Source organism: Variovorax sp. P4_D9, from assembly GCF_056401695.1.
Genome location: NZ_JBFUIU010000153.1, coordinates 1 through 14,615, shown reverse-complemented (window position 1 = coordinate 14,615; position 14,615 = coordinate 1). Strand labels below are relative to the sequence as shown.

15 protein-coding genes are annotated in these 14,615 nt (G+C 68.7%); 1 reads left to right on the top strand and 14 read right to left on the bottom strand.

The features are described from left to right. The coding region (locus tag AC1DY5_RS18065) for a phenylacetaldoxime dehydratase family protein (protein WP_478113496.1) at positions 1-788 on the top strand (788 nt) is incomplete at its 5' end. Positions 789-796: 8 nt separating this feature from the next. Here AC1DY5_RS18065 and AC1DY5_RS18060 read toward each other — a convergent pair. From AC1DY5_RS18060 to AC1DY5_RS17995, 14 genes are all read right to left on the bottom strand, one after another. Continuing rightward, the gene (locus tag AC1DY5_RS18060) at positions 797-1,231 is read right to left on the bottom strand and encodes an acyl-CoA thioesterase (RefSeq protein ID WP_478113495.1); all 435 of its coding nucleotides are present in this window, start codon (positions 1,229-1,231) and stop codon (positions 797-799) included. After that, entirely contained in the window at positions 1,228-1,767 is a 540-nt protein-coding gene (locus AC1DY5_RS18055) for a MarR family winged helix-turn-helix transcriptional regulator (RefSeq protein ID WP_478113494.1), read from the bottom strand. The genes AC1DY5_RS18060 and AC1DY5_RS18055 overlap by 4 nt, the downstream gene beginning before the upstream one ends. Beyond that, positions 1,764-2,537 carry an SDR family NAD(P)-dependent oxidoreductase gene (locus AC1DY5_RS18050; protein WP_478113492.1) on the bottom strand — a complete coding sequence of 258 codons (774 nt, stop codon included), beginning with the start codon at positions 2,535-2,537 and terminating at the stop codon, positions 1,764-1,766. The genes AC1DY5_RS18055 and AC1DY5_RS18050 overlap by 4 nt, the downstream gene beginning before the upstream one ends. Positions 2,538-2,641: 104 nt before the next feature. Next, positions 2,642-4,237 (bottom strand): ATP-dependent acyl-CoA ligase, encoded by a 1,596-nt coding sequence (locus AC1DY5_RS18045; RefSeq protein ID WP_478113490.1) that lies wholly within the window; start codon positions 4,235-4,237, stop codon positions 2,642-2,644. Next, positions 4,227-4,958: an ABC transporter ATP-binding protein gene (locus AC1DY5_RS18040; RefSeq protein WP_478113489.1), complete on the bottom strand. Its 732-nt coding sequence runs from the start codon at positions 4,956-4,958 to the stop codon at positions 4,227-4,229. Before AC1DY5_RS18040 ends, AC1DY5_RS18045 begins: the two co-directional genes overlap by 11 nt. Beyond that, positions 4,955-6,739 (bottom strand): branched-chain amino acid ABC transporter ATP-binding protein/permease, encoded by a 1,785-nt coding sequence (locus AC1DY5_RS18035; RefSeq protein WP_478113487.1) that lies wholly within the window; start codon positions 6,737-6,739, stop codon positions 4,955-4,957. Before AC1DY5_RS18035 ends, AC1DY5_RS18040 begins: the two co-directional genes overlap by 4 nt. Next, positions 6,736-7,791 carry a branched-chain amino acid ABC transporter permease gene (locus tag AC1DY5_RS18030; protein ID WP_478113485.1) on the bottom strand — a complete coding sequence of 352 codons (1,056 nt, stop codon included), beginning with the start codon at positions 7,789-7,791 and terminating at the stop codon, positions 6,736-6,738. Before AC1DY5_RS18030 ends, AC1DY5_RS18035 begins: the two co-directional genes overlap by 4 nt. Before the next feature lie 52 nt (positions 7,792-7,843). Then, positions 7,844-9,001 carry an ABC transporter substrate-binding protein gene (locus AC1DY5_RS18025; protein ID WP_478113483.1) on the bottom strand — a complete coding sequence of 386 codons (1,158 nt, stop codon included), beginning with the start codon at positions 8,999-9,001 and terminating at the stop codon, positions 7,844-7,846. A gap of 40 nt (positions 9,002-9,041) precedes the next feature. Beyond that, complete coding sequence (locus AC1DY5_RS18020; RefSeq protein ID WP_478113481.1) at positions 9,042-9,512, bottom strand: aromatic-ring-hydroxylating dioxygenase subunit beta; 471 nt, start codon at positions 9,510-9,512, stop codon at positions 9,042-9,044. Then, entirely contained in the window at positions 9,509-10,834 is a 1,326-nt protein-coding gene (locus tag AC1DY5_RS18015; protein WP_478113480.1) for an aromatic ring-hydroxylating dioxygenase subunit alpha, read from the bottom strand. Before AC1DY5_RS18015 ends, AC1DY5_RS18020 begins: the two co-directional genes overlap by 4 nt. After that, positions 10,835-11,980, bottom strand: coding sequence for an ABC transporter substrate-binding protein (locus AC1DY5_RS18010; RefSeq protein WP_478113478.1), 1,146 nt, complete (start codon positions 11,978-11,980; stop codon positions 10,835-10,837). Between the two features lies 1 nt (position 11,981). After that, positions 11,982-13,136: an ABC transporter substrate-binding protein gene (locus AC1DY5_RS18005; protein WP_478113477.1), complete on the bottom strand. Its 1,155-nt coding sequence runs from the start codon at positions 13,134-13,136 to the stop codon at positions 11,982-11,984. Between the two features lie 145 nt (positions 13,137-13,281). After that, on the bottom strand, positions 13,282-14,007 hold the full coding sequence (locus AC1DY5_RS18000; RefSeq protein WP_478113475.1) for an SDR family oxidoreductase: 726 nt from the start codon (positions 14,005-14,007) through the stop codon (positions 13,282-13,284). After that, positions 14,004-14,615: cyclase family protein (locus tag AC1DY5_RS17995; RefSeq protein ID WP_478113473.1), on the bottom strand; the 612-nt coding region annotated here is incomplete at its 5' end. The genes AC1DY5_RS18000 and AC1DY5_RS17995, both read right to left, overlap by 4 nt.

Here is a 14,615-nt window from a genome sequence, read left to right as displayed (position 1 = left end):
ACATGATCGCGATCGCCTACTGGAACGACCCGGCCGCCTTCGCGCGCTGGTGCGCCACGCCCGAGATCGACGACTGGTGGCGCTCGCCGGCACGGCTCGACGACGGGCTGGGCTACTTCCGAGAGATCGCCTCACCGCGGGCCGAGCACTACGAGACCATGTTCAGCACACCGGACCGCTTCGAAGGGGTCGGCGTGGTGATGGGCGGCGGGGTCAGCGGCGAGATCCAGGAGCACGGCTACTGGGGCTCGATGCGCGACCGGATCCCGCTGTCGCAGACCGACGCGATAGCGCCGTCGGGAAGCCGCAGCACGATCGAAGGTGCGCCGGCGCTGGGCAGGCGCGTGCGCATCGCCGGCCACCAGAACGTGGCGATGATCCGCTCGGGCCAGGAATGGACCGACACCACCGGCCGCGAGCGCACGCTGTATCTCGAGGACATGGAGCCGACCTTGCGCGAAGGCATGGACTTCCTGCGCGACCAGGGCCTCGCGATCGGCTGCTACAGCAACCGCTACATGCACCACCTGGACGGCAGCGGCGCGCCGCTGCAGAAGTCCTTCGGCCTGAGCTTCTGGCGCTCGCTGGCGGACTTGGAGCGCTGGGCCGAGTCGCACCCCACGCACGTGGCGATCTTCGGCAGCTTCATGCGCTACGTGCAGGAGCTCAACTTCGAACTGCAGCTGCGCGTGTACCACGAGGTGTCGGTGCTGAAGGCGGACGAACAGAGCTACGAGTACATCAACTGCCACCTGCGCACCGGGCTCATGAACGGCCTGGCGGCCTGAGCGCAGGCTCAGCCCTCGGAGGGCAAGCCGCGCAGGATCGCGTCGCGCAGTGCCGCCGGAATCTCGATCGCGCGATGGCTCTCGAGCGAGGTGGTCACCAGTACCTGGCGCATCTGCATGCGGAGTTCGCCCACGGGGTCGACGCATTGCAGCGCCAGGGTCAGCGAGCGCGTGCCGAGGCGCTCGACCGTCAGTGCCAGCGTGACCTTGTCGCCGAAGCGGCTCACAGCGCGGAAGTCGGCCTCGATCCGGACCGTTGGCAGGCCGATGCGCTGGTCCGAGATCAGCCGGCGGTAGCCGACGCCCATGGCGTCGACCCAGTCCTCGACCAGGCCGTTGAACATGATGAAGTACTGCGGATAGAAGACGATGCCCGCGGGGTCGCAGCCGGAGAAGCGGATCAGCCGCTCGCGGCGGAACGCACCGGCGGGCGCCGCACTCACGACGACTCCTCGCCGGCGGCTTCGTTGCGCATCACATGCACCCGCAGCTGGCCCAGCTGGCTGTGCAGCTGCTTGACGGTCTTCATGTCGAGCCCCGAGAACATCTCAAGGATCCATTGCTCGTGCTCGCTGGCCATGGCCTCGAAGCTGCGCCGGCCCTTGGGCGTGAGGCTCACGATCCAGGCCCGCCGATCGTCGGGGCTCGCGGTGCGCGAGACCACGCCTTCGCGCTCGAGTTCGTCGGTCAGCCCGGTCACGTTGCCGCCCGTGACCATCAGGTAGCGCGACAGCACGCGCATCTTGAGGCCGTCCTTGTAGCGGTAGAGCTGCGCCATGTAGTCGAAGCGCGCCAGCGTGATGTCGAAGCGCTCGCGCAGCCGCTTGCGGATCTCGGCCTCGATCTGCGTCGTGCTGGCGAGCATGCGCAGCCAGAGCTTGAGCACGGCATGATCGTCGTTGCCCGCGCGGGCCTCGTGACCCAGTTCCTCGGCGTCGCTGAGCGCCGCGTGCGAAGGGTCGTTGGTGCTGTCGATCATGTCACTTCTCCGCCCGACACCGAGATCGACTGGCCGGTGACCGAAGCGGCGCCCTCGCCGCACAGCCAGCGCACCGCGTCGGCCACCTCGGCCGGCTGCACGATGCGGCGCTGCGGATTGACGACCGCGAACTCGGCCAGCGCATCGGCCTCGCTGCGGCCGGTCTTGCCGACCACGTTGGCGACGCTGGCGCGCAGGATGTCGGTGTCGGTGTAGCCCGGGCAGACCGCGTTGACCGTGATGCCCTTGCGCGCCACCTCGAGCGCCAGCGAGCGCGTGAGCCCGATGACGCCATGCTTAGCCGCGGTGTAGGCGGCCACGTAGGCATAGCCCTTCTGGCCCGCCGTGCTTGCGATGTTGACGATGCGGCCCCAGCCCGATTCAAGCATTTCGGGCAGCGCCGCCTGCGCGCACAGGAAGCTGCCCGTGAGGTTGACGCCCAGCATGCGCTGCCAGAGCTCGACCGAGGTCTTCAAGAAAGGCGCGCTCTCGGCCTGGCCCGCGTTGTTGACCAGGATCTCGACCGGGCCCGACGCCGCGCGCACGGCATCGAAGGCCGCACGCACCGAATCGGCATCGGCGACATCGACCGCGGCCACGCCGTGGCCGCTGCCCGCCAGTTCGCCGCGCACGCGCTCGAGCGCGGCGCGATCGCGGCCCAGCAGGCTGAGGCGGACGCCCTCGGCCGCCAGGGTGCGCGCGATCTCGGCGCCGATTCCGCGGGCGGCGCCGGTCACGACCGCGTGGCGCCCATAGAGAGAATTCTTCATGGCTCGATAAACCGTTGACAACTAAACATTTTAACCCCGGGTGCTTTTCTTGGGATCAGCGCATAAACCGGCCGCCGAGGCGAGGTAGCCGACGGCGGCCGCGCTCAACCCTTGGTGCGCACGGCCGGGCCGCGGTCCCAGGTGACGGCCGACACGCCGCGCTCGCGCAGCTTGTACTTCTGCACCTTGCCGTTCTCGGTCCGCGGCAGGTCGTCGAGCAGATCGACATAGCGCGGCACCGCGAAGTACGGCAGGCGCGCCTCGCAGAAGCGCATCAGGTCTTCAGGCTCGATGCGGCTGCCCTCGCGGGCCACCAGCGCGGCCATGACCTCGTCCTCGGCCAGCTCGGAGCGCACCGGGTAGACCGCGCAGGCGGCGACGGCTGGATGGCTCAGCAGCACCTGTTCGACCTCGAAGGAGGAGATGTTCTCGCCGCGGCGCCGGATCGCGTCCTTGATGCGGTCGACGAAACGGAAGGCGCCGTCGGCCTCGCGCAGCACCCGGTCGCCGGTGTGGAACCACAGGTTGCGCCAGGCCTCGACGGTCTTCTCGGGCATGTTGAAGTAGCCGCTCGCGAAGGCATAGGGCTCGTCGGCGCGCAGCAGCAGCTCGCCAGCCTCGCCGGGCGGCAGCTCGGCGTCGTCGGCATCGGCGACCCGCGCCTGAAAGCCCGGCCGCAGCCAGCCCATGACGCCGCCGCGCGGCGAATCGGGCGCGGTGGCGATCGCGAAGTTGGTCTCGGTCGAGCCGTAGCCCTCGAGCAGCCGAACGCCGGTGCGCGCCAGGAAGGCCTGGCCCGCCGCGGCCGGCACGCCGGGCCCGAGCCCGGCGCGCACGCGGTGATCGCGCTCGCCGGGCCCTTCGGGCTGGGCGAGCAGGATCGGCACCATCGCGCCCAGGAGGTAGACCACGGTGGCGCCGCAGGCCCGCATCGAAGGCCAGAAGCCCGAGGCCGAGAAGCGCGACTCGAACACCACCTCGGCGCCCGTGAGCGCAGCCTGCGAGAAGGTGTTGAGGGCATTGATGTGGAACAGCGGCAGCGTGGTGCACAGCACGTCGTCGGCGCCGACGCCGAGCACCTCGGCGCTGTTCACGCCCCACCAGAAATACTGGGCATGCGGGCAGACCACGCCCTTGGCCGGTCCGGTGGTGCCCGAGGTGTAGAGAATGGCCAGCGGATCGCCGGGCTGCACCGCGGCCGGCGCGATCGGCTCGGCGCCTGGCGGATACGACACGAGCCGGATGCCGGCGGGCGGCTGCCAGCCGCTCGTCGGCTCGCCGATGACCCAGATCTCGCGCAACGCCGTGCGACCAAGGTCCGCCGTCTCAAGCCGCTCCAGCAGGGCCGCCTCGATCACCAGCAGCTGGGCCTCGCTGTTGGAAAGAAAGTACGCGATCTGCGGGCCCATCGAGGCCGTATTGACCGGCACCGTGACGGCGCCGAGCCAGCCGGCGCCGAGGAACACCTCGAGAAATTCGATGCAGTTGCCGCTCATGAGCGCGACGCGGTCGCCGCGCGCAACGCCGGATTGCGCCAGCGCTGCGGCTTGCCGCGCCGCCGCTTCGGCGGCATCGGCATGCGACCAGCTCCGGCCCGCGACCTTCAGCAGCGGACGCTGCCCGAACTGCACCGCCTGCCGCTGCAGCATTGCCGGCAGGGTGCGCTGCGCGGCCGGCAACTGGCGCGGTTCATTCGTCATCGTCGGTGCCTCCGCCGAGGTAGGTGGCCTGGACGCGGGGATCGCTCTCGAGCTGCCCCGAAGGCCCCGACAGCGCGATCTCGCCGGTCTCCAGCACGTAGCCGTGGTCGGAGCTTTCGAGCGCGGCACGCGCGTTCTGCTCGACCAGCAGGATCGAGACGCCGTCGTCGCGCAGCTTGCGCACGATCGACAGGATGTCGCGCACGATCAACGGCGCCAGGCCCAGGCTGGGTTCGTCGAGCATCAGCAGGCGCGGCGCCGACATCAGCGCCCGACCGACCGCGAGCATCTGGCGCTCGCCACCCGAGAGCGTGTCGGCTCGCTGCGCGCGCCGTTCGGCCAACCGGGGGAAGCGGTCGTAGACCGTTTGAAGCTGGCGCTTGAGCGCGGCGCTCCCCAGCCGCTTGGAGTAGGCCCCGAGCTGCAGGTTATCGAGCACGCTGAGCTCGCCGAACAGCTCGCGCTTCTCGGGCACCAGGCAGAGGCCGCGCTCGACGCGCGCCTCGACGTCGAGCCCGTGCAGGTCCTCGCCTTCGAACTTCAGGATGCCCTTGCTGGACAGCAAGCCCATCGCCGCGGCCAGCAGCGTGGTCTTGCCGGCGCCGTTGGGGCCGATCACCGAGATGATCTGGCCGTGTTCGAGGCTCAGCGAGACGCCGCGCACGGCGTCGACCTGGCCGTAGGACACATGCAGGTCACCGATTTCGAGCATGGCCGTCATGCAACGCTCCCCAGGTAAGCCGCCTGCACCCGCGCATCCGCGCGCACTGCCGAGGGCACGCCCTCGACCAGCTTGGAGCCGAAGTTCATCACCACCAGCCGGTCCACCAGTTTCATCACGAAGTCCATGTCATGTTCGACGATCAGGATCGTCACGCCGTCGTCGCGCAGCTTGCGCAGCAGCTCGCCGAGCGCCATCTTCTCCTTGCGGCGCAAGCCGGCCGCGGGCTCGTCGAGCACCAGCAGCACCGGGTCGGCGGCCAGCGCACGCGCGATCTCGAGGATGCGCTGGGTGCCCAGCGGCAGGCTGCCGGCGAGCTCGTGCGCACGGTCGCCGAGGCCGATGCGGTCGAGCTGGCGCTGCGCCTCCTGCAGGATCTGGCGCTCCTCAGTGCGGTCGAGCCGCAGGCCCGCCTTCAGCACGCCCGAGCGGGTGCGTGAATGGGCACCGAGCGCGACGTTGTCGAGCAGGCTCATGTGCGGGCGCAGCTTGACGTGCTGGAAGGTGCGCGCCAGCCCCAGCTGCGCCACCTTGCGCTGCGGCAGGCCGGCGATGTCCTGGCCCAGGAAGCGCACCTGGCCGGCGGTCATCGGCAGCGTGCAGGTCAGCAGGTTGAACATGGTCGACTTGCCGGCACCGTTGGGCCCGATCAGGCCGACGATCTCGCCCGCCTTGACATCGAAGCTGACGTCGTTCACTGCCACCAGGCCGCCAAAGCGCTTGACCGCGCCGGTCACCGAGAGGATCGGCGAGCCGCGGTCGGGCAGGCTGCGATGCGCGAGCGGCTCGACCGGCGTCGCCGGCTCGCGAGACGGCGCCGCGGCAAGGCGGCCGCCGGTCCAGCGCCGCACGAAGCCCATCAGGCCGCCGCGCGCGAAGTGCAACAGCAGGATGAACAGCGTCGCAAAGGCCACCGCCTCGAGTTGCCCGGCACGCTGCGTGAGCATTGGCAGCACGTCCTGCAGGCCGTTCTTGAGGATCAGCACCAGGGCCGAGCCGACCAGCGCGCCCGCCAACTGCCCGAGCCCGCCGGCCACCGCCATCAGCAGGTACTCGATGCTGGCGCGGACGTCGAATGGCGACGGGCTCACGAAGCGGTTCATGTGCGCATAGAGCCAGCCCGCTAGGCCCGCGAACAGCGCCGCCGTGACGAACAACGTGAGCCGCACGCGGTAGGCATCGGCGCCGACGCTGGCCAGCAGCGTGGCACCGCCACGCAGGCTGCGGATCGCACGGCCCGGCCGCGACTGCAGCAGGTTGTGGCTGAACAGGAAGGCCAGCCCGACCAGCGCCCAAATCAGGTAGTAGATGGCGCGCGGATCGGCCAGCGACCAGCCGCCGATGCGCAGCGGCGGAATGTTCGACAGCCCGGTGTGGCGCCCCAGCGCATCGACGTTGCCGAACAGCATCGCGATCGACAGCCCCCAGGCGATGGTGCTGAGCGGCAGGAAGTGGCCGCCCAGGCGCAGGGTGAGCATGCCGATGGCCAGCGCCGAGATGCCGGTCAGCAGCAGCGCGAACAGCAGGCCGATCCAGGGCGACATCCCCTGCGTGGTGGTGAGCCACGCGGTCGCATAGGCCGCGATGCCGACGAAGGCCGCCTGCCCGAAGGAGGTGGCGCCGCCGATGCCGGTCAGCATCACAAGGCCCAGCGCGACCAGCGCGCCGATGCCGATGTCGTTGAGCAGCGAGACCGTGAAGTTGCCGGCCAGCATCGGCGCGATGGCCAATGCGACGATCACCAGGCCGATCCAGAAGTTGCGATTGCGAGGGAGGTTCATTGGTCCACCTCGTCTTCTTCCTCTTCCGAGTGCACGCTGAGGAAGGACCGGAGCATCAGCACCGGGATCAGGAGGCTGAACACGATCACGTCCTTGAGCGCGCCGCTCCAGAACGAGGCGAAGCTTTCGACCACGCCGACCGCGAGCGCGCCGACGGCGGTCATCGGGTAGCTCACGAGGCCACCGATGATCGCGGCCACGAAGGCCTTCAGGCCGATAATGAAACCCGAGTCGTAGTACATGGTGGTCACGGGTGCGATCAGCACCCCGATCAGGCCGGCCAGCAGCGAGGCGCTGCCATAGGCCAGCAAGGCGGTGCGCGCCGGCCGGATGCCGACCAGCCGCGCGCCGACGCGATTGACCGCGGTGGCGCGCAATGCCTTGCCCGCCACCGTGCGCTCGAATACCAGGAAGAACAGGCCGCTCAGCACGATGGCCGCGCCGACCATCAGCACCACCTGGCCGCTGACCGAGAAGCCGTCGCCGAGCGCGATGCTGCCGCCGGCCAGCGGCTGGGTGCGCGAGCCTTCAGGCCCGAAGAACAGCAGGCCGAGGCCCGACAACAGGAAGTGCAGCGCCAGCGAGACGATCAGCAGCACCAGCACCGAGGCGTCGGCGATCGGCTGGAACACCACGCGTGCCAGCAGCGGTGCGATCGGCACCACCAGCAGCACCGTGACCGCGATCTGCACGGCCGCCGGCATGCCGGGCCGCGAGGTCGCCCAGGCCAGCAGGCAAGGGAGCAGCGGCAGCACGCCCCAGGCCAGGATGGCCTTCGGCACCTTGCGGCCCTCGCCGCGCCGCAGCAGGCTGCCGACCTCGGTCAGCGTCGCCAGCGCCGCCAGCACCATGACCAGCCCGATGGTCGGCGGCAGGCGGCCGGTCTCGAAGGCGGCCAGGGTCAGCGCCGCGAAGGCCGCGATATCGCCGAAGGGCACGAACACCACCCGCGTGACGGAAAAGATCAGCACCAGCCCGAGCCCGGCAAGCAGATAGACCGCGCCATTGGCGAGCCCGTCGATGCCCAGGATGAGCGCCACGTCCCATGTCATTGAAATGCCCTTCGCATGATCGTCCTGAAGTTGTGTGCGGTATCGGCGTGGATCAGGGGGCGAGCTTCCACTGGCCGTTGTCGAGCTTGACGATCACGCGCGCGCGCTCGTCGACGCCGTAGAGATTGCCCGGCTTGAAGTTGTAGACGCCGTGCGTTCCGACCACTTCCTTGGTGCTGGCGATCGCGTCGCGCAGCGACTGGCGGAACTCGGGCGTGCCGGGCTCGCCCTTGGCGCGCGCCGCGGCATCGGCGAACACCAGCCAGCCGTCGAAGGAATAGGCCGAGTAGGCATCGCTGGTCGGCGCGTTGTTGACCTTCTGGAAGGCGGCGCGGAAGTCCATCGCGATCTTCTTGGTCGGATAGCCGTCGGGCAGCTGCTCGGCGACGATCACCGGGCCGGTGGGCATCAGCGCGTTCTGGCCCGAGGCGCCGACCACCCGCACGAAGTCGGGGTTGATCAGGCCATGCTGGCCGTACACCGGGCCCTTGAAGCCGCGCTCGGTCAGCGCCAGGAAAGGCAGCGCGCCCGGCGTGCCGGCGCCGCCGGTCATGACCGCATCGGGCTTCATCGCGACCAGCTTGAGCACCTGTCCGGTGACCGAGGCATCGGCGCGCGCATAGCGCTCGTTGCCCAGCACCTTGATGCCGGCCTCGGGCGCCGACTTCATCAGCGCGTTGTAGACCAGGTCGCCCCAGGCGTCAGAGAAGCCGATGTAGCCGACCGACTTGACGCCGTCCTTCTTCATGCGCTGGACCACCGCGTCGATCATCAGCTGAGTCGGCTGCGCGACCGTGAAGACCCACGGGTTCTCGGCGGCGTCGAGCTGGATCGGCGTCAGGCCGATCATCGGCACCTTGGCATCGCGGCCGACCTGCGCCATTGCGATCGCGGCCGGCACGCCCGAGGTGCCCATCAGCACGTCGACCTTGTCTTCCTCGACCAGCTTGCGCGCATTGCGGCCGGCGGTGGTCGGGTCAGAGCCGTCGTCGAGCACGATCAGCTGGATCTTGCGGCCGTTGACCTCGGGCTTGTAGGCAAGCGCGGCCTGCATGCCCTTGGCGTAGGGCACGCCGAGCGAGGAGTTGGGGCCCGAGAGCGAGACGCTCAGGCCGACCTTGAGGTCGGCCGCGAACGCCGTTGCCGTGAGGCCGACGCCCAGCGCGGTCGCCAGCGCGCTGCGGGTCAGGGTCTGCATCACACTCTTCATTTCGTGGGCTCCTGGTGGGTGAAAGGGTTGAGCGGATCGCTCAGATGAACAACTGGATCGCCGGCAGCGCACGCCCGGCATTGAGAAGGTCGACGCGCTTCTGCCGGATCGCCCAGCCGGAAGCGGTGCGCACGAGCCGATGGCGGTAGCTGCCCGCCAGCAGTTGCTGCTGCTCGCCGCGGGACTCGACATAGATGAAGGGGGTGTGCAGCACGACCTCGCCGGTGTCATCGTCCTCGCGTTCGCGGCGCGAACGCTGCAGCACGTGCTGGCAGTGGCTGGCCGGATGCTGCGAATGGGCGCGCGGATTTTTGAGGCGCTCGATACGCAGCTGCAGCAGCAGCCGGTCTTCGTAGGCGATCGAGTTGTGCGAGAAGGGATCGGCCTGGGCCGCGCCCTGCAGCGGCACCCAGTAGTGGCCGTCCTCGGCGAACAGCGCCAGCCAGTCGTCGAAGCAGCCGGCATCGAGCAGCGCGGCCTCGGCGGCGACGAAGTCTTCGGGGGCCATCATGCCGGAATCCCCAGGTCGGGCACCATGAACTTCTTCCAGGCGCGGAACTGGTTGCGCATCAGCAGTTCGTTGGTGCCGTTGGTGGTGATCGTCGACTGCTGCAGCTCCGACGGATCGAAGTTGCGGTGCAGGCTGACCCACTCGTTGCCCTCGGCACGCAGGCCCTGTTGAATGCTCTCGAACAGATGCACGTCGTCATGCGCCACCACCGACATCGGCGAGAAGACCAGCCGGTTGTAGCTCATCGCGCGCTCGAACAGCAGGTCGGGCGCACCGGCGGCGCGGAAGCTCCAGGCCTCGATCAGCGTGCGGTCGGCGGCCAGCGGCCGGATCACGCGGATCGCCTGCGGCGAGCCCTTGACCGACAGACTCGGGAAAAACACCGAGTTCTGCGGCGATCGCTGCAGGATCTCGATCGCGCGCTCGGCGCCGTGCGCGCTGCGCATCGCCTCTTCGTAGTCGGGCAGCTGCGCGTAGTTCGAGTGGATGCTGAAGTTGACGCCCAGCACGCTGTGGCCGTTGGCCAGCACGCGACCGCCCATCTTGTCGAAGAAGTCGTAGCCGGAGCCGAAGGGCAGGATCTGTTCCATCGCCATCGGCTTGGGCGCATCGGGCGCGCGGCCCTGCCACAGCGCATCGGCCGCCTGCGTGGCCGACTCGTGGGTCGACATCGGATGCASCGTGTCGTTGATGTTCTCGAGGTACATCTTCCAGTTGCAATGGATGATGTTGCGCAGCACGCCGCCGCCGACCGTGAGCCGGCCCTCGGGCGAGCGGTCGACCATGTTGTCGATCGATTGCAGCACCTCGCCGAAATAGTCCTCGAAGCCCGGGCCCTGGTCGGCCAGCCGGGTGAAGACGAAGTCGCGGTACACGACGGTGTGGCGGAGCTCGGTCAGGCCCTGGCCCGATTCACATTGCTTCAGGCGCGTGCCTTCATAGCCGCTCTTGAGCGGGATCGCGAGCGGCGCGCCGTCGAGCTTGTAGGTCCACGCGTGGTACGGGCAGCGAAAGAACTTGCCTGTGCTGCCGCACTCGTCGCTGACCAGCCGGCTGCCCTTGTGGGCACAGCGGTTGTAGAACACGCGCACCGCGCCGTCGGACTGGCGCACCATCAACACCGGCCGGCCGGCCAGTTCGAGCGACCAGAAGTCGCCGGCATTCGGCACCTGGCTCGCATGGCCCACGTAGAGCCAGGTGCGGGCGAAGAAGCGCTCCTGTTCGAGCGCGAACAGCTCGTCGCTCAAGTACAGGTCGCGGTGCACGCGATCGTCTTCGACGAGCGCGGCGATTGCTTCGGGCCGGTCGCGGTAGGTGGTCATTTACGGAACCAGCTTCCACTGGCCCTTCTCGCTGCGCACGATCACCACCGCGCGCTGGTCGGAGCCGTAGCGGTTGTCGGGCTTGAAGTTGTAGATGCCGTGGGTGCCGGTCAGCTCCTTGGTGCTGACGATCGCGTCGCGCAGCGCGCTGCGGTAGGCCGGCGTGCCGGGCTCGCCCTTGGTGCGCGCCGCCGCATCGGCCAGCAGCAAGTAGGCGTCGTAGGTGTAGGACGAGAAGGCATCATTCGGCGCCGCTCCGTTGGCCTTCTGGTAGGCGCCGCGGAAGGCCAGCGAGACCTTCTTGATCGGGTTGCTGTCGGGCAGCTGGTCGGCCACCAGCACCGGGCCGCTGGGCACCTGCAGGCCCTCGATCGAGGCCCCGCCGACGCGCACGAAGTCGGCATTGATCAGGCCGTGCGTGCCGTAGATCTGGCCCTTGTAGCCACGGTCGGCGAGCGCAAGGTAGGGCAGCGCACCGGGCGTGCCGGAGTTGCCTGCGAACACCGCATCGGGCTTGGTCGAGAGGATCTTGAGCACCTGACCCGCCACCGACGAATCGCTGCGGGCGTAGCGCTCGTTGGCGACCACCTTGATGCCGGCGGCCTCTGCGCTCTTCGCGAGCGAGTCGTAGGCCAGATCGCCGAGCGCGTCCGAGAAGCCGATGAAGGCCACGGTCTTGACGCCCGATTTCTTCATGCGCTCGACCACCGCAGCGACCATCAACGGAAAGGGCTGCGAGACGGTCACGGTCCAGGCTCCTTCGGGGCCGGGGATGGTGACCGGCGTCGGCGAGATCAGCGGTGTGTTGAGCTCGCGCGCCACGGCCGCGATCGCCATCGCGCCGGGCACGCCCGAGGTGCCGATCAGCACATCGACCTTGTCCTCAACCACGAGCTTGCGCGCATTGCGCCCCGCGGTGGTCGGGTCGGAGGCGTCGTCGAGGACGATCAGCTCGACCTTGTGGCCGGCCAGCACCGGATGCTCGGCGATCGCGGCGCGGATGCCTTTCTCGTAGGGAATGCCGAGTGCGGACACCGGGCCCGAGAGCGAGCTGATGAAGCCGACCTTGAGGTCGGCGGCCATGGCCTGGGCAATGCCCAGCGCGAGAATCGTGGTGCCGGCGGCGAAGCGTGAGAGTTTTTTCATTTCAGGGAACCAGTTTCCATTGGCCCTTTTCGAGCTTGACGATGACACGCGAGCGCTCGTCCGAACCATAGCGGTCGTCGGGCTTGAAGTTGTAGACGCTGTGCGTTCCCACCAGCTCCTTGGTGCTGACGATCGCGTCGCGCAGCGCCACGCGGTAGGCCGGCGTGCCGGGCTCGCCCTTGGTGCGCGCGGCGGCGTCGAGGAACAGCAGCCAGGCGTCGAAGGAGTAGGCCGAGAAGGCATCGGTCGGCGCCGCGCCGTTTGCCTTCTGGTAGGCGGCGCGGAAATCCATCGAGGTCTTGCGGATCGGATTCGAGTCGGGCAGTTGCTCGGCCACGATCACCGGGCCGGTCGGGGCCAGCAGGCCTTCGACCGACGGGCCGCCGACGCGCACGAAGTCGGGATTGATCAGGGCGTGCATGCCGTAGATCTGGCCCTTGTAGCCGCGCTCGGCGAGCGCCAGGTAGGGCAAGGCGCCGGGCGTGCCCGAGGTGCCGGTGATCACGGCGTCGGGCTTCAGCGCCACGATCTTCAGCACCTGGCCGGTGACCGAGGAATCGGCGCGCGCATAGCGCTCGTTCGACACCACCTGGATGCCGGCCGGCTCGGCGCTCTTCTTGAGCGCGTCGTAGACCAGGTCGCCCCAGGCGTCCGAGAAGCCGATGTAGCCGACCGTCTTGACGCCCGACTTCTTCATGCGCTCGACCACCGCGCTGACCATCAGCGGCGCCGGCTGCGGCAGCGTGACCATCCAGGCGCCCTCTTCGCCCGGCAGGTTGGCGTTGGCGATCGAGATCAGCGGCGTCTTGGTCTCGCGTGCCACGGCGGCGATCGCCAGGGCGCCGGGCGAGCCGGCGGTGCCGATGATCACGTCGACCTTGTCCTCGTCGATCATCTTGCGCGCGTTGCGTGCGGCGGTCGACGGGTCGGAGGCATCGTCGAGCTGCACCAGCTGGATCTTGCGGCCGTTGAGTTCGGACTTGTAGGCCACCGCGGCCTTCATGCCCTTCTCGTAGGGAATGCCCAGCGAAGACACCGGTCCCGACAGCGAGGTGATGAACCCCACCTTGAGATCGGCGGCCAGCACCGCGGCGCTGAAGGCGCTGAAGCCGGCCGCAAGGCCCGCCAGTGCGCAGATTCGGGTCAAGACTCTCATGCAAAGCTCCTCAGGTTGGAGACGAACGAAGAAGCGGCGACTTCAAAAAAGAACATGATTTATGAAATATTGAAGTGTCAAGAATGCTAATGAAGCGAGGCTGCGATGGCAAGCGAAAGAACCATGAGTTCGCGAACTTCGTGTCTCAGAGCGCGAGGCTGCCGACGCTGGTGCCGCCGCATACGTACAGCACCTGTCCCGTGACAAAGCTGTTGGCGGGGTCGGCGAAGAAACGCACGGCGCGTGCCACGTCGGCCGATTCGCCGAGTCGCCTGACCGGCACCGACGCAGAGAGTGCCCGTTCCTTTTCGCTTCCTGCCTCGACCACGTCGTAGAACATGTCGGTGCGGATCGGGCCCGGCGCGACCACATTCACCGTGATGCCTTCGGGCGCCAGTTCGAGCGCCCAGGTGCGCGCCATGCCGAGCATGCCGGCTTTGGTCGCCGAGTAGCTCGTGCGCGTCTGCAGACCGAGCGCCGCGCGCGACGACAGCAGCACCACGCGGCCGAAGCGCTGCGCGCGCATCGCCGGCAGCGCCGCCTGCACCAGCTGGATCGCGCAGCCCAGGTGCAGGTCGACCAGCGCATCGAGATCGTCGAGCTTGACGTCGGCGATCAGCGCCGGCCGGATCACGCCGGCGTTGTGCACCACGGTCGTCACTTCGAAGCGCCGCACCAGTTCGGCCGCGGCCTGCCCGGTGGCGGCGCGGTCGGCGAGGTCGACCTCGATGCTGTGCAGCTTCGGGTGGTCGATATCGGCACGCCGGCGCGCAAGCGAGATGACTTCGTAGCCCAGTGCCAGCAGGTCCTCGCAGATGGCTTTGCCGATGCCGGCGCTGCCGCCGGTGACCGCCGCGACCTTGGCGGTCATGCAGAAGCTCCCACCAGTGCCAGCACGCGCAGCGGGCTGCCGCTGCCCTTCTCGATCTTGAGCGGCGGGCAGATCAGCACCGCGCCGGCGGGCGGCAGCAGGTCGAGGTTGCTGAGGCACTGCAGGCCGTAGCGCCCAGCCCCGTGCATGTAGTAGTGGCACGGGTAGGGCGGGCGCAGGTGATAGCCCTGCCCGGCATCGGTGCCGATGGCCTCGGAGCCGAAGCCGATCACGTCGCGCTCCTCGACCAGGAAGCGCACCGCCTCGGTGCTCGGGCCCGGCGTGTGCTGGCCCGTCTCGTCGAAGTTCTGATACGCCTCCGGGTCCTGCCGCTTCGACCAGTCGGTGCGCATCAGTGCCCAGGCGCCCTTCGGGATTCGTCCATGGCGGCTTTCATAGCGCTCGATGTCGGCGATGCTCAGCAGGTAGTCGTCGTCACCCTTCACCTGCTCGGAACAATCGATCACGCAGGCCGGCGCCACGAAGTGCTGCACCGGAATCGTGTCGACCGAATTGTTCGGCAGGTCGCGGCCGGAGATCCAGTGGATCGGGGCATCGAAGTGGGTGCCGGTGTGCTCGCCGCAGGAGAAGTTGTTCCAGTACCAGCC

What these genes read in the sequence shown, in the direction of transcription:
- AC1DY5_RS18050 (WP_478113492.1), bottom strand. Translation starts at nt 2,537, where the DNA reads ATGAAGAATTCTCTCTATGGGCGCCACGCGGTCGTGACCGGCGCCGCC.
- AC1DY5_RS18005 (WP_478113477.1), bottom strand. Translation starts at nt 13,136, where the DNA reads ATGAGAGTCTTGACCCGAATCTGCGCACTGGCGGGCCTTGCGGCCGGC.
- AC1DY5_RS18035 (WP_478113487.1), bottom strand. Translation starts at nt 6,739, where the DNA reads ATGAACCTCCCTCGCAATCGCAACTTCTGGATCGGCCTGGTGATCGTC.
- AC1DY5_RS18040 (WP_478113489.1), bottom strand. Translation starts at nt 4,958, where the DNA reads ATGACGGCCATGCTCGAAATCGGTGACCTGCATGTGTCCTACGGCCAG.
- AC1DY5_RS18010 (WP_478113478.1), bottom strand. Translation starts at nt 11,980, where the DNA reads ATGAAAAAACTCTCACGCTTCGCCGCCGGCACCACGATTCTCGCGCTG.
- AC1DY5_RS18020 (WP_478113481.1), bottom strand. Translation starts at nt 9,512, where the DNA reads ATGATGGCCCCCGAAGACTTCGTCGCCGCCGAGGCCGCGCTGCTCGAT.
- AC1DY5_RS18045 (WP_478113490.1), bottom strand. Translation starts at nt 4,237, where the DNA reads ATGACGAATGAACCGCGCCAGTTGCCGGCCGCGCAGCGCACCCTGCCG.
- AC1DY5_RS18000 (WP_478113475.1), bottom strand. Translation starts at nt 14,007, where the DNA reads ATGACCGCCAAGGTCGCGGCGGTCACCGGCGGCAGCGCCGGCATCGGC.
- AC1DY5_RS18025 (WP_478113483.1), bottom strand. Translation starts at nt 9,001, where the DNA reads ATGAAGAGTGTGATGCAGACCCTGACCCGCAGCGCGCTGGCGACCGCG.
- AC1DY5_RS18055 (WP_478113494.1), bottom strand. Translation starts at nt 1,767, where the DNA reads ATGATCGACAGCACCAACGACCCTTCGCACGCGGCGCTCAGCGACGCC.
- AC1DY5_RS18030 (WP_478113485.1), bottom strand. Translation starts at nt 7,791, where the DNA reads ATGACATGGGACGTGGCGCTCATCCTGGGCATCGACGGGCTCGCCAAT.